At 71.8% G+C, this 24,536-nt stretch carries 15 protein-coding genes; 6 read left to right on the top strand and 9 right to left on the bottom strand.

Annotated features, from left to right (window positions below; translation table 11 throughout):
- Positions 1-683: 683 nt before the first annotated feature.
- Together PLE19_20410 and PLE19_20415 are read left to right on the top strand one after the other, a co-directional pair.
- Complete coding sequence (locus PLE19_20410) at positions 684-1,874, top strand: hypothetical protein (protein HPD17306.1); 1,191 nt, start codon at positions 684-686, stop codon at positions 1,872-1,874.
- Positions 1,875-2,056: 182 nt separating this feature from the next.
- A complete protein-coding gene (locus tag PLE19_20415) occupies positions 2,057-4,138 on the top strand; it encodes an endonuclease MutS2 (protein ID HPD17307.1) in 2,082 nt (693 codons plus the stop codon).
- A gap of 2 nt (positions 4,139-4,140) precedes the next feature.
- On the opposite strand, the gene PLE19_20420 is transcribed toward PLE19_20415, so the two are convergent.
- Together PLE19_20420 and PLE19_20425 are read right to left on the bottom strand one after the other, a co-directional pair.
- The gene (locus PLE19_20420; protein HPD17308.1) at positions 4,141-5,568 is read right to left on the bottom strand and encodes an Nramp family divalent metal transporter; all 1,428 of its coding nucleotides are present in this window, start codon (positions 5,566-5,568) and stop codon (positions 4,141-4,143) included.
- Positions 5,569-5,583: 15 nt separating this feature from the next.
- Positions 5,584-5,991: a DUF4190 domain-containing protein gene (locus PLE19_20425; protein ID HPD17309.1), complete on the bottom strand. Its 408-nt coding sequence runs from the start codon at positions 5,989-5,991 to the stop codon at positions 5,584-5,586.
- 164 nt (positions 5,992-6,155) lie between these two features.
- On the opposite strand from PLE19_20425, the gene PLE19_20430 reads away from it, so the two are divergent.
- Positions 6,156-6,536, top strand: coding sequence for a hypothetical protein (locus tag PLE19_20430; protein HPD17310.1), 381 nt, complete (start codon positions 6,156-6,158; stop codon positions 6,534-6,536).
- Here PLE19_20430 and PLE19_20435 read toward each other — a convergent pair.
- The 7 genes from PLE19_20435 to queD all read right to left on the bottom strand — a co-directional run bounded on the left by PLE19_20435 (position 6,520) and on the right by queD (position 14,849).
- A complete protein-coding gene (locus tag PLE19_20435) occupies positions 6,520-7,020 on the bottom strand; it encodes a TraR/DksA family transcriptional regulator (GenBank protein ID HPD17311.1) in 501 nt (166 codons plus the stop codon). The genes PLE19_20430 and PLE19_20435 overlap by 17 nt on opposite strands.
- Before the next feature lie 158 nt (positions 7,021-7,178).
- A complete protein-coding gene (locus PLE19_20440) occupies positions 7,179-8,900 on the bottom strand; it encodes a HEAT repeat domain-containing protein (GenBank protein HPD17312.1) in 1,722 nt (573 codons plus the stop codon).
- A 144-nt stretch (positions 8,901-9,044) separates the two neighbouring features.
- The gene (locus PLE19_20445; protein HPD17313.1) at positions 9,045-11,531 is read right to left on the bottom strand and encodes an ATP-dependent Clp protease ATP-binding subunit; all 2,487 of its coding nucleotides are present in this window, start codon (positions 11,529-11,531) and stop codon (positions 9,045-9,047) included.
- Between the two features lie 2 nt (positions 11,532-11,533).
- Positions 11,534-12,604 carry a protein arginine kinase gene (locus PLE19_20450; GenBank protein HPD17314.1) on the bottom strand — a complete coding sequence of 357 codons (1,071 nt, stop codon included), beginning with the start codon at positions 12,602-12,604 and terminating at the stop codon, positions 11,534-11,536.
- Positions 12,591-13,109, bottom strand: coding sequence for a UvrB/UvrC motif-containing protein (locus tag PLE19_20455; protein ID HPD17315.1), 519 nt, complete (start codon positions 13,107-13,109; stop codon positions 12,591-12,593). Before PLE19_20455 ends, PLE19_20450 begins: the two co-directional genes overlap by 14 nt.
- Before the next feature lie 14 nt (positions 13,110-13,123).
- Positions 13,124-14,413, bottom strand: a complete 1,290-nt coding sequence (locus PLE19_20460) for an orotidine 5'-phosphate decarboxylase (protein ID HPD17316.1) — start codon at positions 14,411-14,413, stop codon at positions 13,124-13,126.
- Between the two features lie 76 nt (positions 14,414-14,489).
- Positions 14,490-14,849, bottom strand: a complete 360-nt coding sequence (gene queD / locus PLE19_20465; GenBank protein ID HPD17317.1) for a 6-carboxytetrahydropterin synthase QueD — start codon at positions 14,847-14,849, stop codon at positions 14,490-14,492.
- 353 nt (positions 14,850-15,202) lie between these two features.
- Here queD and PLE19_20470 point away from each other — a divergent pair, with 353 nt between their 5' ends.
- The 3 genes from PLE19_20470 to PLE19_20480 are packed head-to-tail and all read left to right on the top strand — an operon-like array spanning position 15,203 to position 23,197.
- Positions 15,203-18,388 (top strand): tetratricopeptide repeat protein, encoded by a 3,186-nt coding sequence (locus tag PLE19_20470; GenBank protein ID HPD17318.1) that lies wholly within the window; start codon positions 15,203-15,205, stop codon positions 18,386-18,388.
- A complete protein-coding gene (locus tag PLE19_20475) occupies positions 18,385-21,792 on the top strand; it encodes a tetratricopeptide repeat protein (protein HPD17319.1) in 3,408 nt (1,135 codons plus the stop codon). Before PLE19_20470 ends, PLE19_20475 begins: the two co-directional genes overlap by 4 nt.
- Positions 21,793-21,820: 28 nt before the next feature.
- A complete protein-coding gene (locus PLE19_20480) occupies positions 21,821-23,197 on the top strand; it encodes a YhjD/YihY/BrkB family envelope integrity protein (GenBank protein HPD17320.1) in 1,377 nt (458 codons plus the stop codon).
- Positions 23,198-24,536 lie beyond the last annotated feature (1,339 nt).

Raw genomic sequence — 24,536 nt, forward strand, 5'->3', positions numbered from 1 at the left:
TTTCGAACCCGCGGGAGGTTAGATGGGTTGTCTCCTCTCTGGGGCCTATCGGTCCCATCCGTCCCATCGGTTCTATTCCCCTCACCCACAGGTACGCATAGCCGCCAGTGGTTCGCCAGTAGCTCCGGAGCTTATGGCGACCGTGCCGTGTGCATGCTATTGTGGTGAAGACACTTCGGGCGGGATGGCTCGACACAAAAAAATCGTTCCGTACTGCCAAATGTTCTCTTACCTACGCGTTGGCCCTCGCCGCCCCCTGTCACGGCGAGCCTGTCGAGCCACCTTTGGAGGGCCTGCCGCACCATTCTGGCCTCGAGCCTTCAACCTCCCGCGGGTTTCGAACCCGCGGGAGGTTCGATGCTGGTACAGGCACGCATAGCCGCCAGTGGTTCGCCAGTGGCTCCGGGGCCTATGGCGGCCACGCCGCGTGCATGCTGTTGTCGTGGAGACACTTCGGACGGGCTGGCTTGACGCAAGATTTCTCGCGCAACTGCTCGAGAAGTTGCTTGTGGGCACTTGAGGCCGAACCGCGCCCCATGCGCTCGCCCTGCGCAAGACGGCTGCCCGCTCGCCGCGGTGCGGGCGAGAGCCTTGACACCCCACCCCGCGCCCACTACAATGCCTGCGTGGGCAGATGAGGGCCCGAGGCACTAACCAGCGCCTGTCGCCCGGGAGCAGAACGAATGAGCGCCTTTCCTCATGACGGCGTGGCCGGCCGACGTGCCACGGGCCGGCTCGCGGCCTTCCTGTGCGCCCTGCTGGCGGCGGCCGCGGGGGCCGGGGAACTCGAGTACTTCGAGACGTTCGAGAAGGCGCTCGAGGCCGCCGAGAAGGGCCGCCTGCTCGTGATGGTGGTGATCGTGGCGCCGGGCACCGACGTGCAGGGCCGCGACGTGTGCAAGCTCCTCCGCGAGGAGACCCTGCCCGAGGAACAGATCGCGAAGATCATCCGCCAGCACTTCGCGCCCTTCCTCCTCGACATCGCCCTCGTGCGCGCGGGCAAGCTGGCCGTGCCGCCCGCCGTCCAGGCCTGCTTCAAGCCCAACGAGCAACTGAGCATCCCCACGCTGCTGTTCCTCGACCCCAAGGGCAAGGAGGTGGACCGCCTCGTGGGCTACGGTCCGCCGCCGAATTACATCGGCCAGATTCGCAAGGTGGCCGAGAAGGCGGCCGCCCTCGTGCCCGAGAAGGAACGCCGCGACGCCCAACGCGCCTTCGAACGCGGCAAGGAGGCGGCCGAACGCAAGGACTACGCCGCGGCCCTCGAGGCCCTCCAGGGCGCCGCCGGCCTCGCCGGACCCGACGCCGAGGCCGCCAAGGCGCTCCTCGAGGACATCCAGGGCAAGGCCGGCGCGAAGTTCCTCGAGGCCGAGAACCTCGAGACCCAGCAGAAGCTCGGCTCGGCCCTGCGCGCCTACCGCGACTGCGCGCGCACCTTCCGCGGCACCGAGGCCGCCACCCGGGCCGCCGCCCGCATCGCCGCGATCCGCCAGGACCCCGAGGTCCGCAAGAAGCTCAGCACCCACATGGCCGGCCAGCTCCTGGCCAAGGCCCAGGACGCCATCCAGCGGAAGCAGTACGGCGTGGCCGTCGAGGCCCTCGAGACGATTGCCCAGCGCTACCCCGAGGCCGAGCAGGCCGGCGAGGCCAGGAGGCTGCACGAGCAGCTCAAGGCCGACCCCCAGGCCGCCCGCGCGCTCCGCGACGCCGCGGCCCGCGCCGAGGCCCTCGGCCTCCTGAGCGTGGGCGACAGCTTCCGCCGCAACGGCCTCACCGACAAGGCCCTCGCCGAGTACCGCAAGGTCGTCGAGAAGTTCCCCGACACCACCTACGCCCAGACCGCCCAGCAGCGCATCGCCGACCTCGGGAAGTAGCCTGGGACGAAACCCTGACCGTGGCGGCCGGCGTACCTATGAGCCGCGACTGAAGGGGATGAATGGATGGGTGGATGTGTGGATGATTGAGAGCAGTGCTGGTGTGGCTTCTTCAGCCATCCATTCATCCACTCCTCCATTCCTCCTCCCTGACCCGCTCGCGGCCGAGCACTGAAGAGCCCATGGACCCCCACTCCCTCGACGTCCTGGAATACGCCAAGGTGAAGGCCATGCTGGCGGGCTACGCCGCCTGCTCGCTGGGCAAGGCCGCCGTGCAGGCCCTCGAGCCCATGACCGACCCCGCCGCCGTGCGCGCCGCCGTGGCCGAGACCACCGAGCTGCGCGAACTCCTCCGCCGCCGCGGCCGCCTGCCCGTCGCCGGCATGACCGACGTCCGCCCCGCCATCCGCGGCACCGACGAGGGCGAGCGGCCCCTCGAACCGCCCGCCTTCCTCGACATCCGCGCCACGCTGCTGGCCGCCAAACACCTCAAGGCCCTCTTCGCCGAGCAGGCCCACGCCTTCCCCCACCTCGCCGCCCTCGGCGAAGCGCTGCACGACCTCGAGCCCCTGTGCGGCCTCATTGACGCCACGGTGGGCAAGGACGGCCTCGTGCGCGACGACGCCAGCCCGCAGCTCGCCGTCCTCCGCTCGCGCCTCGCCGCCGCCCTCACCCGCATGCGCGACAAGGCCTACGCCCTCGCCGCCTCCCCCGCCATCCGCCCGCTGCTCCAGTCCGAAAACGTCACCCTGCGCAACGGCCGCTACGTGCTCGCCATCAAGGCCGAGCTCAAGCACGAAATCTCCGGCATCATCCTCGACCGCTCGGCCACCGGGGCCACCGTCTACATCGAGCCGCGCGAGCTCGTGCTCCTGGCCAACGAGGTGGACGACCTGCGCTTCGCCGAGCGCCGCGAGGTCGAGCGCCTGCTCTGGGAGCTCACGCTCGCCCTGCGCGCCGAGCGAGAGCCGATCCTCCAGACCCTCGACACCCTGGCCCGCGTGGACTGCGCCTACGCCAAGGCGCGCTTCAGCCTCGACTACCAGATGGCCCCGCCCGAGATCAACGAAGAGGGGCACCTGGCCGTGCGCCGCGCCCGCCACCCCCTGCTCGTGCGCGTCCTCGAAAAAGGCGACGGAGGGGCCGCCGCAGGCCAGGTGACGCCCATTGACTACCGGCTGGGCGAGGACTTCGACCTGCTGGTCGTCACCGGCCCCAACACGGGCGGCAAGACGGTGGCCCTCAAGACCATCGGCCTCCTCGCCCTGATGGCCCAGAGCGGCCTGCACGTGCCCGCCGAGCCAGGCGCACGATTCCCCGTCTACGAGGACGTGTTGGCCGACATCGGCGACGAGCAGAGCATCGAGCAGAGCCTCAGCACGTTCTCGAGCCACATGAGCAACCTGGTGCGCATCCTCGCCCGAGCCCACAGGCGCACCCTCGTGCTCCTCGACGAACTGGGCGCAGGCACCGACCCCGCCGAGGGAGCCGCCCTCGGCACCGCCGTGCTCGACTTCCTGGGCGAGCGGGCCGCCAAGACCGTGGTCACCACCCACATCGGCGACCTGAAGGCCTACGCCTACCGCCACCCCCGCGCCCTCAACGCCGCCTGCGAGTTCGACCAGGAGACCCTGCGGCCCACCTACCGCCTGCTCCTCGGCCAGCCGGGCAACTCGAACGCCATCGCCATCGCCGAGCGCCTGGGCCTGCCCAAGGCCATCACCCGCCGCGCGCGCCAGGCCGTCGAGCGCACCCGCGGCCGCGACACCGAGCTGATCGCCGAACTCGAGCAGTCCCGAAAGGCCATCGAAGACGACCGCGAGCAGGCCCACCTGCTGCGCCGGGACGCCGAGGACCTGCGCGGCAAGGTGGAGGCCGCGCTCCGGGCCGCCGAGGCCAAAGCCAAGGCCAGCCGCCGCGAGGCCGAGCAGGAGATTGACGAGCACCTCCGCCGCGTGCGCGCGCGCCTCGCCGAAGCCCTCCGCCCGCTCCAGAACGCCCCCGCCCCGTTCGCCGACCGGGCGCGGGCCGTGGCGGAGACCCTCGAGGCCGAGTTCCAGCGCACGCCGCTGGCCGCCAGGCGCCTGGAGTTCGCCCGCGGGCTGCACAAGGACGACTTCGTGCACGTGATCTCGCTGGGCGCCGCCTGCCGCGTCCGCTCCGTCCACCGCACCAGGCAGCGGCTCGAAGTCGTCTTCGGCCACGCCGTCGTCGAGGTCGGGTTCGACGACGTCACGTGGGTCGCGCCCGACGCCGGCCGCTGAGCCTACCCGCCGAACATCTGGTGAAGCACCTGCGGCACCTGGAAGACGCAGAAGTAGCCGAAGGCCAGGAAGGCGGCCAGCAGAATCGCCGCGTGGTGCCAGCGCGGGCGCAGAATCTCCGCCGCCTCGGGCGAGAGCAGGCGCCGCTGCGCGACGAAAAGCCCATACCCCACCGCCAGCGCCTGAAGCGGCACGAGCAGCAACCCGTCGCACACGGCGCCCAGCTTGATCAGGAACACGGGGTTCGTGCCGAAGAGCGCGCAGATCGCCAGGTTCGTGACCACGAACAGGCACAGGAAGAGGCGGAACTGCTTCGTCGGCTCGACGCGGGCGAAGCGGGGCGAGAGGTTCCGCACGCAGTCGGCCAGCAGGCGCGGCCACCCCGCGAGTTGCCCGAGCTGCGTGCTCACCATCGCCGACGCCCCCGCCACCAGGAACAGCACCGCCCCGAACCGGCCCCAGTGGGTGGAGAACAGGCGCGACAGCTCCATCGCCACCTGCGCGCCCTTGGGCACAAGCTGCTGTGGCCTCAAGATGCCCGCCCCGGCGAGGAAGAACGCCGCCGTCACCGCCACGCCGATGAGGAGGGCGAACGTGGCGTCCCACGCCACCACGCGGCACCAGGCGCGCACGTCGCGCGCCTCGGCGGCGCTCAGGCGGGCCAGGCGCGCCTCGTCGGCCCGCCGGCCCCACGAGCGCTCGCGCGTCATCCCGTAGCCCGCCCCGATCACCCAGTAGGTGTACCACACCTGGCTCGCGAAGCCGCCGGCCGACCAGCCGATGAGCGGCAGCATCTCGCCCCACGCCGTGCCCACCGTGGGGTCGGCCTGCCGCACCCAGGCCGGCACCTCGGGCACCCCGAACCCGAACGCCGAGGCCGCGAGCTCGCGCGGCGAGGGCAGGACGTGAGCCGCCACGTAGAGCGCGCCCGCCACGATGGCGAGCACCATCAGGCCCATCAGGCGCTTGAGAATCTCGAACCGCCCGCTCCAGGCCACGGCGAAGGCGAAGGCCGTCACCGCCGTGCCCCAGATCGCCGTCGAGTGCGCGCCCAGCGGCAGCAGGCTGCCGAGAAACGTGGCGGCCGCCACGGCCAGCGCGCCCACCGCGCACACCCCCGAGGCCACCTGCCCCACGAGCACCACCCACACCAGCCAGTGACGCGGCCCGGGCACGCGGCTGAAGCAGTCCACCATCCCCTCGCCGGTCACCACCGTGTAGCGCGCGCCGCACAGGCCGATCCAGTACTTCAGGAAGATGCCCAGAAGGATGGCCCACAGCACCGTGGGGCCGAGCAGCGCGCCGGTGCGGGTGGCGATGATCACTTCGCCCGAGCCGATGTACTCGCCGCACCAGATGAGCGACGGCCCCAGGGCCAGCACCAGCGCCCAGGTGGTCGGCGGCGCCTGGCTCGGTCTCTCCACGTCCATCCCCTCAATCCTGGCTCAGAAGAGCGGCTCGGGCGCCGGCCCCGCCGCGGGGGCCGCCAGCGCCAGCTTCACGGCGGCCAGCACGAACACCGCCGCGACGAGCAGCAGCAGCAGGCTGTAGAGCGCGCCCAGGACGACGCCCGCAACGGCCAGCCGTCGGCCCGCCGTGGCCGTGCGGTCGCGCAGAGCCGCGATGCCGATGATCAGGGCCGCGGGACCCGGCAGGCACAGGAACACCGGGCTGACGAGCGCCAGCACGAACGACACGACGGCGAGGGGAGACGTGCGGGGGGCCGGCCGCGCCTGCGCCGCGAGCGCGGGGTCCAGATACTCCTGGCAGTGCGGGCACTTGCGCGCGGCGGGGTGGATCGCCTCGCAGCACAAGGGGCATAACCGCGTGCCCGCCGGCGCTTCAGGTTCCAAGGCAGAGTCCCCGTCAGCCCAGGGCCGCGCTCCCGACACGGTGCCCCATTGTAGCGGCGCTCCGCGCCGAAAGCAATCCCGCTGCCTTGACTTGGGCCGCGGATTGGGTAGAATGGGCGCTGGGGTGAAGCTGTGCTCTCCGCCACCAGAGGGAAGCCACGGGCGTGGACAAGCAGGAACTGCTCAACTGCCTGATGCGGGTGCAGGAGGAGTTGCGCACCCGTCTCATGGACGATCTGCGCGAGGAGGACGAACCGCTGGAGGAGATCTTCAGCCCGTCCTCCTTCTCGAACAAGTTCGACGTTTACCGGTACAAGTACACGGAGCGGCTGGACACGCTGAACCGCATCATCGCCGAGGTGCAGCGGTCCGAGGGGGGGCGGCCGACGTTCAAGGCCATTTCGGTGGAGGCGCCGAGCCGCGAGGACCTTCTGACGCTGATCAACCAGCGCCTGGGCAAGACACGGCCCGCGATGGTGGCGGACCTGAAGATCTACCGCGAGCGGCCCGACAGTTGGGTGGCCATCCTCATCTGCGGCTTCTAGAGAGTCTGCGGCTGCGTTCTTCGTTCTGGTGCGTGGGCGCACGATCCGGGGCTTCGTCGCGCCCGGGAGGGGGCGGCCAGGTGGTGTGGGCGGCCAGCCGCGTCGCCTGCGCCTCTTCGTCGCGCTTGCAGTCCACGCACAGTTCCGCGAAGGGGAGCGCCCGCAGGCGCGCCTCGGGAATCCGCCTGCCGCACACCTCGCACAGGCCATAGGTCCGATTGTCCAGCTTGCCGATGGCGTAGTCAATCATCCGGAGGTCGGCGGTGGCGATCTCCGCAAGTCCATGCGCCATTTCATCATGGAACGCATCCGCCGCCCGATCGCAGATGTCGCTGTAGTCGGCTCCGGCGCGCGTGCCCTGCCTGTAGGTGAGATGGCCTTCGACCTGATGGGCCAGGTCGCGACGCCGCTCCAGCAGCGCCCGGCGGAGCCAGGCCGTCCTGGAGCGCTCGCGATGGCTGCCTCTGACCTGTCTGTTGCTCATCGCCCACGTCGCTCCTTCCGTGTCGTTTGCGAATCTACCATACCGCCGTACAAGCAACTTGCGTGCCGCACGCGCCCCCACTCCTATTGACGGAGTTGAAGGGGACTTTGCTGCAAGGCTTTCCGGGGTGGGGAAGATGATGGCTCAGGCGGGCGGGCTCACGGGCGGGCCTCGCGCCCCTCGGAGGCGGCGCGCTTGCCGCGCCCCGCCCGTTTGGCCGTCCTCGCGGGAGCTAGCGGCTTTGGCAGCGGGGCCGCCTCGACGGGGAAGGCCTCGAGGCGCAGCTTGTTGCGCGCGCTGGCCGCCACCGCCGAACGAGGCGCAGCCGCGATCACGTGGCGCAGGAGCGCCCCGCCGAACTCGCGGCGCTCGGCCAACTGTTCCGCAAAGTGGAACCCGACGTAGAAGAGGTCCCCGGGCTCCAGGCAGGCTTCGGCGCACAGGCGCTGGGCGAGGTCGAATCCGTCGAGGCCGATGAGCCGGTCGAAACGCTCGAGGCAGGGGTCCGCGTGCCGCTCGTGGCGGCCGAGGCCCTTGGGCGAGTGCTTGAGGGCCACCACGGCTGCCTCGTAGAGGGCCTCGGGGGGCGCCTCCCCGCCTCGGAGCAGCACGGTGAGCATGCGGTCGGCCTCGGCGAACGCGCCCTGCTTCTTCATGGCCACGGCTTGCTTGAGGAGCGCGGCGTCGAGGGCCTTCGGCGCCACGCGCCGCAGCAGGTAGCTCAATGCCTCCGCGCGCCGGTCGCCCTCGGCCAGGTGCGTGAGCAGCAGGGCGAGGAGGCCCTTGGCGTGGGCGGCGCCGATGGCGCCGGCGTGGTGCTCGAGCACCCGCACCAGGGTCCAGAGGCGGCCGGGATCGGCCTCGCTGCGGGCGCGCTTGAGCAACAGCGGGACCGCCCCCGCATTGTTCTGGAGCGAGGCCACCGCCGCTTCCCTGAGGGCGGGCTGCGGGGCGTCGAGCTGCTCGACGAGCGTCCTGGCGGCCGCCGGCGTGTCGAGGCCGCCCATCTTGAGCACCGCGAAGTCGCGCACGGCCTGATGGGGGCTGGCCACGAGGTGGATGAGCCGCTCGGCCACCGAGGGCGGCAGGGGCAGCGGGCGCAGGACCTCGATGGCCGGGGCCGCCACGTTGGCTACGTCGCCCTCCTCCAGATAGGCGGCCAGCGCGGCGCACTCGGAGGCGGTCAGGCAGTCGGCGATGCCGCGCAGGGCGAGCAGCGCGCGATGACGCACCTCGGGGGGATTCTTGGGCCGCGCGAAGGCGAGCAACGCGGCTTTGCCCTTGGGCGAGCGCAGGAAGCCGAGAAGGATGAGGCCGGAGGCGAGGGCCGTGTCGTTGGCCCTGGTGCGCTTGTCGCCGAGATAGGAGAGGGCCAGGTCCGTGAGCGCGGCGCGCGCCTCGTCGGGCATCTGGCGGATGGCGAGGTCCAGCTCGAAGCACAGGTGCTTGGAGAGCTCCAGGTTGCCCTCGGCGAGCGCCCGCAGGAGCAGTTCGTGGGCGGGCCTGCCCCCGATCCGGGCGAGCACGGTGGCCGCGGCCTTCCGGAGCGGCAACTCGCCATCGAGGAGGGCGGTCTTGAGGTGGGGCAGGGCGCCGCGCCCGAAGCGGGCGATGGCATCGGTGGCCTCCTGGCGCAATTCCGGGGGCCCCACGAGGGCGGGGATCATGTGCGCGACGGCCTCGGGCGAAGGGCTGGCGGCCAGGGCGCGGAGCGCGTAGCGTGGGGCCGGCCCCGCCGAGGTGCGAAGGGCCGCTCCCAGGGCGGCGAGCACGGCGGCGTCGCGGGGTTCCAGCTCGGCGAACACCCGGGCCGCGGCCGCCCGGAGCTCGGGGTCGCCCTGGGTCAGCATCTCGCAGAGCCTGTGGGTCGTCGCGTCCATCGGTCCGGGCCTCCGTGGGTGGCCGTGGGCACCGTGCGGTATTATAGGGGGGCCCGGTGCGAGCGTCAAGAGCGCGGAGCTGCCAGCCGGTCTGCGCGCGGAGCGGGGGAGGAGGGCGCGGAGAGGTGAAGCGAGGCGGCGGGCTCAGGCCTGGCTGGCGGCCTCGGCCAGCACGGGCTCGGCCTTTTCGGTCTTCTGGAAGAAGAGCTTGTCGGCCCGCACCGTGACGAGCACGGTGTCGCCCTGCGCGTAGCTGCCGCGGAGGAACTCCTCGGCAAGCAGGTCTTCGATCTGCGTCTCGATGAGCTGGCGGAGGGGGCGGGCGCCCAGGTCCTTCTTCTTGGCCTCCGCGACGAGGAACTTCTTCGCCTCGTGGCTCAGCGTGATCTCCACGCCGCGCTCGCGGGCGCGCTCCTGGGCCGGGGTGAAGAGAATGTCCACGATCTGCTCGTAGTCCGCGTCGGTCAGGGGCGTGAAGATGATGGTGCCGTCGAGCCGTCCGAGGAACTCGGGCCGCAGGTGCCGCTTGACCTCGGCCATCACGCGCTCGGCGAGGCCGGAGAAGGAGGTCTTGTTGTCGCTGCGGCCGAAGCCCATGGGGGCCTGGTCGCGGAACACGTCGCTGCCGATGTTGGAGGTCATGATCACGATGGTGTTGCGGAAGTCCACGTGGCGTCCGAAGCTGTCGGTCAGGCGGCCGTCTTCCATGATCTGGAGCAGGATGTTCAGGGCGTCGCGGTGCGCCTTCTCGATCTCGTCGAAGAGCACCACGGAGTAGGGGCGGCGGCGGATCTTCTCGGTGAGCTGGCCGCCCTCGTCGTAGCCGACGTAGCCCGGGGGCGCGCCGATGAGGCGCGAGACGTTGTGCTCTTGCATGTACTCGGACATGTCGATCTGCACCAGGGCGTCTTCCTCGCCGAAGAGGAACTCGGCCAGGGCGCGCGCGAGGAGGGTCTTGCCGACGCCGGTGGGGCCGAGGAAGAGGAAGGTGGCGGCGGGGCGGCGCGGGTCCTTGAGGCCGGAGCGCGAGCGGCGGACGGCGTTGGCGATGCGCTTGATGGCCTCCTCCTGGCTGACCACGCGCTTGTGGAGCTCGGCCTCCATGTTCAGGAGGCGGGCCGTTTCGGTGGCCTCGAGGCGCTCGAGGGGGATCTTGGTCATGTTGGCCACCACGCGCTCGATCACCCCCTCGTCCACCGTGCCGGCGTTCTCCTGGAGGGTGCGGCGCCACTCGCGCTCGGCCTCCTGGTACTGGGCGCGGAGCTTCTGGGCCCGGTCGCGCAGGCCGGCGGCCCGCTCGAAGTCCTGGCTCGCCACCGAGCTTTCCTTCTCCTCGTGCAGGCGCTTGATCTCCTCCTCGAGGCGCGTGAGCTCGGGCGGCTTGGTGGTGCCCTCCATCCGCTTGAGCGCGCCGGCCTCGTCAATGACGTCAATTGCCTTGTCCGGCAGGTAGCGCCCGGTGATGTAGCGGTCGGAGAGTTCGACGGCGAGTTTCAGGGCGCCCTCGGTGTAGTGGACGCGGTGGTGGGCCTCGTAGCGGTCGCGCAGGCCCTCCTTGAGGATCTGGAGGGTTTCCTCCTTGGTCAGGGGGTCCACCATCACGGTCTGGAAGCGGCGCTCGAGGGCCGTGTCCTTCTCGATGTACTTGCGGTACTCGTTGAGGGTGGTGGCGCCGATGACCTGGATCTCGCCGCGCGAGAGGGCGGGCTTGAGCACGTTGGAGGCGTCAATGGCGCCCTCGGCGCCGCCGGCGCCGACGAGGGTGTGGAGCTCGTCAATGAAGAGGATGACGTTCTTGGCCTTGCGCACCTCGTTCATGACGGCCTTGATGCGCTCCTCGAACTGGCCGCGGTACTTGGTGCCGGCGACCATGAGCGCGAGGTCGAGGATCACGATGCGGCGGTCGCGCAGGAGCTCCGGCAGGTCGCCGGACACCACGCGCTGCGCGAAGCCCTCGACGATGGCGCTCTTGCCCACGCCGGCCTCGCCGATGAGCACGGGGTTGTTCTTGGTGCGGCGGGCGAGGATCTGGATGAGGCGCTGGAGCTCGTGCTTGCGCCCGATCACGGGGTCGAGCTTGCCCTCGCGGGCCAGCTCCGTGAGGTCGCGGCCGAACGAGTCGAGGGCCGGGGTGTCGCTCTTGGACTTCCGGGCGCTGTTCTGGCGGGGCGCGTCGGGGGCGCCCTGCACGTCGGAGCCGAGGAAGTTGTGGATCTCGTCGCGCACTTCCTCGAGCTTGAGGCCCAGGTTGACGAGCACCTGGGCGGCGATGCCCTCCTGCTCGCGCAGGAGGCCGAGGAGGAGGTGCTCGGTGCCGATGTAGTGATGGCCGAGGCTCCGGGCCTCCTCGAGGGCCAGCTCGAGCACCCGCTTGGCCCGGGGCGTGTAGGGGAGCTGCTGGTTGGGCGGCACGGGCTCGGGGCCGCGCTCGACGACCTTCTCGATCTCGGCGCGGATCTCCTTGAGCTCCACGCCCATCTTCTTGAGGACCACCGAGGCGACGCCGGTCCCCTCCTTGACGAGGGCCAGGAGGATGTGCTCGGTGCCCACGTAGTCGTGGTGGAAGCGCTGGGCCTCCAGGCGGGCGAAGCTCATGACCTTGCGGGCGCGTTCGGTGAAGCGGTCGAACATCGCTAGTTCTCTCCTGTGTGCCGGGCCGCGCCCAGACACTTGCGGATGTAGGTGGCGCGCGCGATGTCGCGCGTGTGCGAATCCAGTTCGCGCCCTTCGATCACCTGGAGGTGGGCGGGCAGCGTCTGCACGAAGAGCTGGTTGATGGCCGCGATGTCGAGATCGCGCAGGATGCCCAGGTGCACGCCCAGGCGCAGGTGGGAGAGGAGCGAGATCGTCTCGTTCGACGAGATGACCCGCGCGTGCTGGAGCATGCCGAAGGCCCGCCAGACGCGGTCCTCGAGCTGGGGGCGGCTGCGTTCGAGGATGAACTGGCGGGCGCGCCGCTCGTTCTCGATGATCTCGGGGATGATCCCCTGGATCTCCTGGAGAATCTCTTCCTCGGTCTTGCCGAGCGTGATCTGGTTGGAGATCTGGTAGAGGTTGCCGGAGGCCTGGGTGCCCTCGCCGTAGAGGCCGCGCACGATGAGGTTGATCTTGGCGACGGCGTGGAAGACCTTCTCGATCTGCTTGGCGAACTCGAGGGCGGGCAGGTGGAGCATGACCGAGGCGCGCATGCCGGTGCCCACGTTGGTGGGGCAGGCGGTGAGGAAGCCCAGGCGCTCGCTGAACGCATAGGGCACGCGCTCGCCGAGAGCCGAGTCCACGCCGTTGATCAGCTCCCAGGTCTCGTTCAGTTCGAAGCCCGAGTGGAGCGCCTGGATGCGGAGGTGGTCCTCCTCGTTGACCATGATGCTGAGGGCCTCGTTGTGGCGGATGGCGACGCCGCGGTCGCCCTCGGCCTCCTCGTGCTCCTTGGAGATCAGGTGGCGCTCGACGAGGAGGCGGCGCTCGATCGGGCTGGCGACCTTGAGGTCGAAGTACTCGCACTCCGGCACCACGCCGCCCTCGACGATGCTCTCGCACAGGAGCCGGCTCAGTTCGGCCTGCTGCGGCGGCTGGAGGCGCGAGACGAAGGGGTAGCCGGCGATGTTGCGGGCCAGGCGCACGCGGGTGCTGATCACGATGTCGCTGTCGGCGCCCGTGCCGCGGAGCCATTCGCCGGGCTGGCGCGCGAGCTCAGTCAGCCGCATGGCCCTGTTCCTTCTTCAGCGCGTAGATCTGGTCGCGGATGCGCGCGGCGCGCTCGAAGGCCTCGTCGGCCACGGCCTGCCGCAGTTGGGCGCGGAGCTCGACGAGGCGCGTGTCGCGGCTGCGGGCGGCGCGGGGCTTCATCCGCTTGCCGCGATGCTCGGCGGTGCCGTGGATGCGCTCGAGCAGGGGGTCCACCCCCTTGCGGAACGCCTCGTAGTCGGTCGGGCAGCCGAAGCGGCCGTGGGTGCGGAAGTCGGCGAAGGTGATGCCGCAGTCGGGGCACACCGCCTTCTGAAGCTCGTCGCTGTCGGCCTCGTCCGCGGCCTGCACGATGCCGCTGAGCACCTCGCTGAGGTCAATCACCGAGCTCGCGGCGGGGAAGACCAGCTTCTTCTTCTTCGCGCAGTCTTCGCACAGGTGGATTTCCTTCTTCTCGCCGTTGATGATCTCGGTGACGTGAATGGTGGCCAGCTTCTTCCCGCACTGGCACACGATCTGGCTCATGATGCCGGTACTCCTCACTTTTTCTCCCAGCGCAGGAGCTCGAGCACCTGCGCCAGGGTGGTGTGTTCCGCGCGAATCTCGCCGCGGATGCGGTTCTCGCGTTCCAGGCAGTCCATGGCGCGGTTGGCCATCTCGGCGGCCTGGGCTCGGGGGATCACGATCAGGCCGTCGTCGTCGCCCACGACCCAGTCGCCCGTGTTGATCTCGATCCCCTCGATGCGGATCGTGGAGCCGATCTCGCCGTAGCCCTTGGGCTCGCCGGCCGCCGCAGACACGCAGCGGGCGAAGCACGGGAACCGGAGCTCGACGATGCACGGCGTGTCGCGCACCGCGCCGTCCACGGCGATCCCCGCGAGGTTCTTCTTCACGCAGCTCTCGGTGGCCAGCTCGCCCCAGACGGCCGGGGGCCGGCCCCCGGCGTCCACCACGATGATCTGGCCCGGCTCCGCCTTGTCAATGGCCTCGACAGGCTTCGCCCAGTCGCCCGGCGCGGTGCGCACGGTGAGGGCGGTGCCCACCATCCGCGCCCCCGGCCACACGGGGCGCAGGCCCACGAGGCCCGGCAGGCGGTGGTTGCCGTCGGAGATATTGGCTGTGGAGACCTTCTCGAGGATTTCGCGGACGCCCTCGGCGCCGGCCCGGCGGAAGAGGTCGGTGCGGATCGCCCTGCCCGTGCGGAGCGTCTCCTTGAGCGCGGCCGTGGCGCCCCGGGCGTCGGGCGACTTGGTGATGGCTCCTCCCACGATGACGATGCGGGCGCCGGCCTGGACGGCCAGGGGGGCCGTCTCGGAGTTGATGCCGCCGGCGACCGCGACGGGGATGGCCACGGCCTCGGCCACCCGGCGCACCGGGTCGAAGGCGCCGCCGCCCCGCATCTGCTCGTCTATCGGCGTGTGGAGGCCCACCAGGGCCGCGCCCCAGTCGGCGACGGCCCGGGCCCGCGCCACGGGGTCCGGGCAGCCCAGGAGGTCCACCGCCACTTGCACGCCGTAGTTCTGGCCGGCCTTGACGCACTCCTGGATGGTGGCGTCGGAGGCGAGGCCGAGGACGACCACGATGCTGGCCCCCGCCTTGGCCGCGGCCTCCAGCTCGAGGCGGCCGGCGTCCATCGTCTTCAGGTCGGCCACGATCGGGGTGTTGGGGAACTCCTGGCGCAACTGGCGGACCGCGTCCAGGCCCTCGCTCTTGATGAGGGGGGTGCCGGCCTCGAGCCAGTCGGCGCCGCCGGCCGCCGCCTCGCGGGCCACGCGCAGCGCCTGGCTCAGGTTGAGGAAATCCAGAGCAACCTGGAGGATGGTATCCACCGTGAATCCCTTGGCCCCGGGCAGGCCTCGGAGTGGTTCCTGGGGGCGCCCGAGGTCACACCGACCCACCGATCGCTCACGGGGCGGGCCTGCTGTAGCTGGCCCCGCAGCCGTCCGATTCCCAGGCAGTGACCCTCGCCACGGCGATGCCTTGGGGAAGCCGTTCTGTCAGGGCCTCGAAGAGCGTCCGAGCGATGTTCTCGGTGGTCGGGTTCATGTCGCGGAACGGCTCGACGTCGTTCAGGCACTGGTGGTCCAGGGGCTCGAGCACCTCGTGAAGCAGGCGCTTCGCCTCGCGAAAGTCCATCAACATGCCCAACCGGTCGAGCGAATGGCCCCGGAGAGTGACGTCCACCCTCCAATTGTGGCCGTGAAGGCGTTCGCAGTTGCCGTCGTACTCCCGCAGGCGGTGTGCGGCGGCGAACTGGGCCTGGATGTGGAGCTCGTACGTGTTCAGCGTGCTGCTCCCGCCGGGGCGCCGCCGGCCCTCCGGCGGCGCGGCCCGGAACCCACCGCCGGATTATAGCATTCCCCGCGCGGCAAGTCAAGGCACGGCTCCCCCGCCCGGAATGCCGTCGAAACGCCGATTCATGCGAATCCAGGCGATGCCTGGCGGCGGCCCCGCCAAGGGGCCGCCACGGGCGCGCGAGCTTCGCGCGTGCGGCGCACGGCCCGTTGCCGCACGCGGCAATACGGGTTGGAATGGCTCGGCGGCAGTAGTATAATTGGCAGAGCGGATGTCCGTGGGGCAGGGGCAGGTCGCGCGCCGGCGCGGGGAACGGGTGAGGAATGAGCGACGCATCGAGCCGACCCCTGGGTTCGCCTGCTATGGCCGCGCCGCGGCGCCGAGGGGAGCGCGGCCGGGCCTGGGTCGTCGCGCTCGTTCTGCTGCTGCTCATCCCCGGGGTGGTGGCCGCCGGAATCCTCTACATGTGGAGCGTGCGGCAGCGCTTCCAGGCGCCGCTCGAGCAGGCCCAGGCGCATCTGGCGGCGGGCGAGTACGATGCGGCGCTGGCGGCCTTCGAGGTGGCCCGCCGCGCGCGGCCCGAGGACCCCGCGCCGCTGCGGGGCCAGGCGGCCTGCTTCCTGGCGAAGAGCCAGTTCGCCGCCGCCGCCGAGCTGGCCGAGAAGGCGATCGCCGCCGCAGAAGCTTCGCCCGAGGCCCGGGCCGAAGGGCGCGTGCTGGCCGCCGAGATCGCCCTCGTGGAGGCCGGGCCCTGGGATGCCCTGGCCGAGAAGCCGACCGACCTGAGCGATGAGAAGCGGATCCGGCTCCGCAAGGCCCTCGAGCACGGGCAGGCGGCGGTGGACGACCAGCCCGAGAACGCGGCGGCCCACCGGGCGCTGGCGGAAGCGCGGGCGCGCCTGGGCGATGCGGCCGGCGCGCTCCTGCACATCCGCCGAGCCCTCAGCCTGGCGCCCGACGACCGGGCCATCCGGCTGGCGGCGGCGGACGTGTTCGCGAGCGCCGGGCGCCTGCCCGAGGCCCTCGAGCAATGCCGGCAGGCCGCCAAGGGCCTCGATGTTCTCGGCCGGCTGACGGGGCGCGACCGCGCCCTCCTCCTGCGCGCCTTGAGCCAGGCCGCCAGGGTCGCCACGAAACTGAAGTTCGGCGAGCAAGCCGCGAGCTTCTGGCACGCCTACCTTGCGGCCGGCGGCGACAAGGCCACAGGGCAAACCGGCCTGATGATCGCCCGCTACGTCCAGGGCGACTACGCGCAGGCCATCGAGGAGGGGGACCGCGCGGTCAGCGCCAGCACCAAGAGCACCTGGGACCTGCACTACTACCGCGGGTTGGCCTTCTTCGAGCTCGGGCGCTACGACCGCAGCGCCCAGGAGTTCCGCGTGGCCCTGACCCGCCTCGACGACGCGCCGACGCAGTACATGCTGGGCCGCGCGCTGCTGCGTTCGCGCGACCCCGCGGGCGCTCGCGATGCCCTGCTCGCCGCGCTGAGGCTGGACCCGCGCCACCAGGAGGCGCGCCGCGAGCTCGTGGGCCTCTATGAGGCGGCGGGCGAGGTGGACCAGGCCCTGGCGGAACTCCAGCGCGGCGTGGCCGCCACGCCCGCCGCCCGCGGCCCCCGGCAGGACCTCGCCAGCTTCTGCCTGCGCCACGGCCGCGAGGCCGAGGCCGAGGAGGCCCTCCAGGCGCTGTGCCGGCTCCGGCCTCCCTCGGCCGACGACGCCGAGGCGCTCTGCCAGTTCTACCTCCAACGCTTCCAGCCCGAGCGGGCGCTCCCGTGGGCCTTGGAGGCCAGCCGCCTCGACCCGCCCTCCGCCGCACGCGTGCACCTGATCGCGCGAACCGAGGCCGCCTTGGGACGCACGGACGAGGCGATCGCGCGCTTCGAGCAGGCGCTGAGGCTCGACCCGCACTACGCGCCCGCCTACATCGCCTGGGCCACCGCCCTCCAGGCCGCCGGCCGCCGCGACCTGGCGGAGGACGTCTTCCAGCGCGGCCGCAAGGCCGTGCCCCATTCCCTGGAACTCCGCTGCGCGCAGGCGAGCTTCTGGATCGCCACCGGCCGCGAGCAGGACGGGGTGGACGAGCTCAAGCGCCGCGTGGACAGCGACCGCCTGGCCCTGCTCCCGCGGGTGGCGCTCGTGGAGCACTTCCTGGCGAAGAACGCCCGGGAGACGGCGCTCGCCCAGGCCAAGGAGGGCGTGGACGCGCTGCCCAGGGACCTCGGCGCCCTGGACCTCCTGGCACGAGTCCATCGCGCGCGGGGCGAGTGGGACAGGGTGCGCGGCGTGCTGAGCGAGATGGCCCGGCTGCCGGGCGGCGACGCCCGGGTCCTCGCCCAGCGGCTGGCGGCGCACGCCCGCGACGGCTTCTACGAGGCCGCGCTGAAGCTGGCCGATGAGACGCTGGAGAGGCAACCCCAGGAGACGGCGCGCGCCGCGCTCCCGCTGGCCATCGTGCGCTTTCTGAGCGGCGAACTCGGCGACCCGGGCGAGGAGGCCCTCCGCGCGGTCGAGCGACTCAGGAGCGACGACCCCCGCGAGCCCGACGCCGCCGTCGTGCAACTGCTCATGCACATCGTGCGCCGCGACGAGGGCAGGCCGCCCAGCGTCACCGGCCTGGGCAAGCCGACCCTCCCCGCCGTGGCCCTCGATGCCTTGGCCGCCCTGGTGCGCCGCAACGAGAGCCGCCCCGACCTGGGCCGCCAGACCGCGCGCCTGCTCCTCCACGCCTATCTCTACGAGCGCGCGGGCTGGTTCGACACGGCGGCCGAACAACTCGAGGAAGTCCTGCGCCTCGCGCCCGACTGCCTGGTCGCCTGCTGGCTCGCGCCCGTGCTCTGGGACCGCGCGGGCGACCGGGCCCGGGCGATCGCCGTCTGCGAGCGCTCGCTCAAGCAGTGCGAGGGCTTCGCCCGCGGCCGCGGGCTGCTCGGCGACCTGCTGCTCCTGGACGGCCAGGCGGCGCGCGCCCGCGCCGCCTACGCCGAAGGGGCGGCGGGCGAGAATGCTCCGCCCTTTGAGCTCCGCACCAAGCTCGCCCTGGCCGCCGCCGCCCTGGGGGATGGGGCGGGCGCCGCGGAGACCTGGCGCAGCATCCTCCGCGTCGAGCCGCGCCAGATGCCCGCCTGCAACAACCTGGCCTGCTACCTGGCCGGCCAACCGCCCCCCGCGCTCGACGAGGCCGCCGCCCTCGCGCAGAACGCGCGCGATGCGGCCGGCGAGCATCCCGCCGTGCTCGATACCCTGGGATGGATCGCCTTCCTGCGAGGCGAGTGGCAAAGGGCGCTGGACGCCCTCGGCCCCTCGGCCGACGGCGCGCCGCATCGGGCGGCGGCGCACTTCCACCTCGGCGTGGCGCGGGCGCGCCTGCCGCGGGAGGCCAGCGCCGCCGAATCTGCACTCAGGACCGCCCTGGAGCTGGCTCCGCACGGCGTGCTGGCCGACACGGCGCGGCGCGTGCTGAGGGAGCTGGAGCTGGACGACTTCCGACGCAAGGTGAAGCCGCGATGAGCCTGCGTTCCGCGACAACCGCCCTGGCCGCCTGGCTGCTCGCGACGGCGTCCGTCGCGGAACCCATCCTCACGTGGCCCTCCCTCGAGGCTCCGCGCGAGGGCCGAGGCGGCCTCTTCACCTCCTGGAGCGCCGACCAGCGCCAGGTGGCCGAGGCCCTCCGGCGCCTGGAGCGGGCCGACCCTGACCGGGAACTCGACACCCTCCGCCGCTGGGCCGCGGAGGACCCCACCGATCTGGCCACAGGCGACGCCCTGGCGGTGCGTCTCTGGCGAACCGGGCGGCTCCCCGCCGCCGTGGCCGAGTTCCGCCGCGTGCTGCTGCTCGACCCCGCCTACGAGCGCAGCCGCCTGAACCTGGCCGACCTCTTCCGCGAGATCGGGGCGCCTGACCGCGCGATCCGGGAACTGAACGAGGGGATCGGCCTCGCCCCCGCCTCCACGCGCCTGCGTCGCTGCCTCGCCGAGCTGTGCTCCTCCCGGCGCCGCCACCGCGACGCGGCGGAGGCGTGGCGGCAGATCGCCGCCCTCAAGGCGGAGGACCCCTACCCGCTGATCAATGTCGCCTGGGAGCTCGCCCTCAACGGGCAGAGCGCGGACGCGAAGTCGGCCCTGGCCAAGGCGTTGGAACGGGTCGCCGGCAAACCCGAGGCCCTGCTCGCCGTGGCCGAGGTGCATCGCGCGCTGGGCCAGTTCGCCGCCGCTCAGGCCATCTGGGACGACACCCTCCGGCGGCAACCGAGCAACGGCCCCGTGATGGCCCAGCTTGGCCTGCTGCACCTGCGCGACGGGGAGTTCGCCCGAGCCAGCGAGCGGTTCGCCCAGGCCCTGGAGCAGCCGGGCGCCGACGCCACGGCGTTCGGCGGAGCCGTGGCGGCGGCACACGCCCGCAGCGACCGCGACGGGGTCGTCGAGTTCGCCCGCCGCATGCGGGCGGCAGGCCATACCCGCCTCGTGAGCGCTCTGCTCGCCAACTGGTGGCTCTCGGAGGGGGACGCCGGCGCGGTGCAGGCCGTGTGGGCGCTCGTGCCGGGGGGGAGCCCGGAGGAGCGGGCCGCCTACGACCAACTGCTGAGCGCGACCCGGGATAACCCCGAGGCGCGCCGCAGGCTGGCGCTCCTTCTGAGCCAGGCCGAGGTGTTCCGCTCGGCGGGCTGGCTGAACGCCGCGGCCGCGGCGCTCGAGGCCGCCCGCCAGCTCGCGCCCTCGGGCGTGGCCATCGGGCTGGCCCTGGCCGATTGCTGCGCCGCCGCGGGCGACTACAGCCGCGAGCTCAGCCTCCGCCAGGAACTCGCGCGCGAGGCCCCCGACAGCGTTGCCGCCTGCCAGGGCCTGGTGCGGGCCTACCTCGAGCGCCGCCAGTGGGCGCAAGCCGACGAGGTCAACAACGAGTTCATCCAGCGCATCTTCGACGAGGTCGAGAGCCGCGTCACGGCCGCCACGCGCGCCATTGGCTCCGGCGACTACGAGGCCGCCCTGACCCACTGCCGCGCCGCCCTGCGCAGGCACCCTCTGGACGACCGGCTCTACCGCCTCCAGCTCGACGCCCTGCTGCGCCTGGGGCGGCCCGCCGACGCCATGCTCATCGTGCGCAACCGCGAGGGGGCCTCGCCCACCTTCGTGCCCGGACCGCTCGAGCGCGGGCTCCTGGCCCTCACCGCCGGGCAACTCGACGAGGGCCTCGCCCACGTCCAGCGCGGCTTCCGAAACGCGCCCCGCGACCATTGCCTCTGGCTGCTCGCCGCCCTGCTCCTCGAGAAGAAGGGCGATCTGGCCGCCGCCGCCGTCCACTGCCAGGTGGCCGCCTGGCTCCAGCCCGATTGCTTCTCGACCCAACTGGCCGCGGCGCGCGCCGCGGCGCACGCCGGCCTGCCCGCCCTCGGCGCCGAGGCGTACCGCGCCGCGCTCGACCTCCGCGAGGCCAGCCCTGAGCTGCGCCTGGAGTTCGCCGACGCCCTGACGAGCTGGGGCCGCCACGCCGAGGCCCGGGACCTGCTGGCCTCCATCGTGCCCGCCACCGCCGCCCAGCGCGACGCTGTGAACTCGCGCCTCGCCGAGGCGTGGCTCGCCCAGGGGCAGGCGCCGCGGGCGCTCGAGCTGGCGCAAAGCATCCTGAGCCGCGACGCAGCCGACCCCGTGGCCCGGCGCGTCGCCGTGCTCGCCTGCCGCGACGTGGGCGACCTGGCCACGGCGATCCAGGTGTGCGAAGCGGCGGACAAGGCTCCCGGGGCGCGGCGGCCAGATGCCGACCTGGGGCTCCTCTACCTTCTGGACCTGCGGTACAGGGAGGCGGAGGGCCGCCTCGCGGACGCGCTGGCCTCGACCGAGGGCGCGGCCCGGGCCAGCCTGCGCACGATGCAGGCCATCGCGTGCATCGCCCAGGGGCTCAACGACCGAGCCGTGGGCGCGCTCGCCGACGCCCGCGACGCCCTGCCGGCCAATGCCCGCCCAGGGGAGCCGCTCCTCCTCGCCCTCGGCTCGACCGGCGCGGATGCCGCGGCCGCGGCCCTCGAACTCCAGAGCCGCCACGACAGGCCGAGCGCGGCCATGGCCGGCTGGCTCCGCTCCGTCATGGCGCGTTTCGCGGCCAACCGCGAGCTTGCCGGCCAGGCGCTCGCCGCCTGCGTGGCCGAAGCCCAGGCATGGCACACTCGGTCGGCCGAGCTCTTCGCCGCCGCCCTGGGACGCGCACCCGAGGAGCCCTGGCTTCTCTACAAGGCAGCGGAGGCGCACGCCCGGCTGCGGGCGTTCGAGCCTGCCGTGGCGCTGGCCCGCCGGCTCGCCGCCGCACATCCGAAGGCGGGCGATGCGCACCTGCTCCTGGGGTCGCTGCTCGACAGCCAGGGGGCCGCCGCAGAGGCAGCCGCCGCCTACACGCAGGCCCTCTCTGTCATGGACCGTCAGGCGCCGGGGCCCTTGCTCTCCCTGGCGGACCGGCTGCGCACCATCGGCAGACTGGACGAGGCTATGGAGGCCTACCGGGCGGTTCTCGACGCGAAGCCCGACCATCGGGCGGCGTGCCAGCGCCTGGCCTGGCTCTACGCGGCCCACAAGCCCGACCGGCTCGCCGAGGCCGAGCGGCTCGCCACGACGGCGGCCGGCGCCGACCCCACCGACGCGGCCAGCCGCGATACGCTCGGCTGGGTGCTCTTCCTGGCCAGGAAACCAGAGGCCGCCCGCGGCGAGGTTCTGGCCGCCGTGGCGCTCGACCCTCGGAACGCCCTCTACTACTACCACCTGGGCATGATCGACTTCGTGCGCGGCCGCCGTGCGCAGGCCCGCCGCGCCCTGCGCGTGGCGCTGCGGCTGGACCCCAAGCTGGCCGACGCGGAGACCGCGCGCACGACCCTCAAGACCCTCGACGGCGCGGCCGGCGCGCTCGACGACGGGTTCCCGATGCCGTGACGGCTCGCCGACCCGGAGGCCAACGGCCATGCAGCAGGTGCTCAAACGCGTGCGCGAGTTCCTCTCGGTGGGCATCTGGCGCGAGCGGCCGGCGTCCACGCGCGCCCGCGCCGCGGCCTTGCGCTCGGCGCAGGTGCTCGTGCTCGCCGTGCGCGAGTTCCTGGCCAACCGCTGCCTCGTTCACGCCACCGCGCTGGCCTACACCACGCTTCTGTCGCTCGTTCCCCTGCTCGCGCTGGCCTTCGCCCTGGCCAAGGGCTTCGGGGTGGAGCGCCAGATCCGCCCCCTGGTGGACACGTGGCTTGCCGCGAACCAGGAGGAGGTCGGCGAGAAGCTCACCGGCTTCATCGAGCAGACGATCCAGTACGTCCAACACACGAAAGTGGGGGTGATGGGGGGGATCGGCCTCCTGCTGCTCGTGTGGGCCACCATCCGGGTCATGGGCACCATCGAGAAGAGCTTCAATGAGATCTGGCGCGTGAGCCGCAGCCGCACGCTGGCCAGGAAGTTCACCGACTACATCAGCGTGCTGGTGGTGAGCCCCGTGTTGCTGGTCGCTGCGACGAGTGCGGGCGCGGCCATTCGCAGCACGGCGGTGGTTCGGTCGGCCCTCTCGTGGTGGCTCGTCGCCCGCCTCGTCGAATGGTCGCTTGTGCTCATCCCCACCTGGGTGGCGTTCGCCGCCGCCTACGTGTTCCTGCCGAACACTCGGGTGAGGTTCCGGTGCGCCTTGGCGGGCGGCATCGTGGCGGGCACGGCATGGCAGGTGGCCTTCTGGGCCTACACCACCTTCCAGGTGGGCATGGCGAAGTACAACGCCATCTACGGCACCTTCGCGGCGCTGCCCGTGCTCATGGTGTGGCTCTACCTGAGTTGGGCCGTCATCCTGTTCGGCGCCCAGGTGTCGTGGGCTGCCCAGAACGCAGGGCGCCACTGGGACGAGCGGCGCGCCAGCGCGGCCAGCTTCGCCGCGAAGGAGACGGTGGCCCTGCGGTCCATGGCCGCCCTGGCCGTGGCCTTCCATCGCGACGGCGCGGCGCTCAGCCCCGAGCAGATTGCCAGGCAGATCGGAGCCCCGCAAGTCCTGGTTACTGAAACAGTTAGAGCATTGGCCGCCGCGGGCATTTGCTCCGAGACAGTGCGCCCCGACGGAACGGCCTTCCAGCCCGCGCGCCCGCTCGAACGGATCACGCCGGACGACGTCCTGGGCGCCCTGCGCGACCGCGGCGAGCCGATCGGTGAGGAGGGCACGGACGGTGGAGCCGCGGTGGTGAGCGAGTTGCTCGCCACATGGGCAGCCGCGAGACGACAGTGCATGGCGTCGCCCACGTTCCGCGAGATTGCCTTGCGGCTTGCCGAGCCGCCGGGGAAGAGCGCACGAGTCCCCGGTCCGACGGCACTGTGAGACGGCCCGCACCTGGCTGGGGCCGGCCGCAAGAGGCTCGCACCTGATAGTGTATGGCCCATCCTACCGAAGCGATCGTTAGACTCGTGGCTGCACTTCAGCCCAATGAGGCGGAGTCTGTAGTACGGCCTTGAGGCCGCATCCCCGCCGTCCAGTACGGGCTGAAGCCCGCACTACCAACAACCGCCTCGCCCTCTGAGGTGCGTGCCTGGGGCCCCACTTCATCCGGCTGATGTGATGCGAGTCGTGAAGTCCCATGAGCGTGGGCTTGAGGAAGGCTCATCAGGGCTCAGCGGCCCTAGGAGCCTGTCCAAGAATCCGCGTGGGACTGCGACGCCCGCGATTCTGGCCGCAGGCTAGGAGCACGGAGGAGGCGATGCAACGGAGAGCATCGCTGACGACGTGCGACAACGCCTGCGGCCAGAAGTCGCGGCGTCCCTTCGGGTTGCGGCGGCAGCGGAGCGTCTGCCGCGTTGCGTCTCCTCAGCGATGCGCTCCGTAGCATCGCCTGCGGAGCCGCGCCTTGCAGACGCCCCGCTGGCGCCGGCAACGCAGCCCACGGGGATTCTTGGACGGGCTTCTAGCGTGGCTGATGTTGGGGAGCGTGGGACGGCTATTGCCAACGCAGCTCGTGCTAGCCCATAACTCTCAATATCGCAATGCCTTACGCGCTGCGCCCGGTCCGCCTCCCATACTTGCTCATCCCTCAGATGAGCAGGAATGGCCGGAGCCGCGAGAATGGCCAATCCTGGCCCTTCTGCCCATACTTGCTCAGTTTCCTTCTCACAGGGTTGAGCAAGTATGGTGACGGTGAGGCGGTTGCGATGGGAGCTCTGGCCGTCGCCAGGGGCACATACGGCGCCTGGAACCGACCCGCGAGTCGCCCGTCCCGAACGATCCTTGCCTTTTCCCTACGCTCTGCTCCTCCTGCTCGTCCCTACGCTCTGCGTGGGGACGGGCCTCTTGGCCGCTCCGCGGCCCCAGTGTCCTCAGGGAGAATCGGACGGGGATTCAGGAACCTCCCGCGGGTTGCGAACCCGCGGGAGGTTGGGCTTGGACGCGGGAGCGTCCGGACCTCCGCCCCCACGCGGAGCGTAGGGGCGAGAAGGAGTAGGTGACGGACCGTGGGGGCGAGAAAGAGAACCTCCACAAGCGGGACGTTTGCGGCCGCTCTCCCTCGTCTCCGCGCTCAGCCTCTCTTTCCTCGTCCCTACGCTCCGCGTGGGGACGGGCCTCTTGGCCGCTCCGCGGCCCCAGTGTCCTCAGGGAGAATCGGACGGGGATTCAGGAACCTCCCGCGGGTTGCGAACCCGCGGGAGGTTGGGCTTGGACGCGGGAG

The organism is Planctomycetota bacterium (assembly GCA_035384565.1).
Lineage (GTDB): Bacteria > Planctomycetota > PUPC01 > DSUN01 > DSUN01 > DAOOIT01.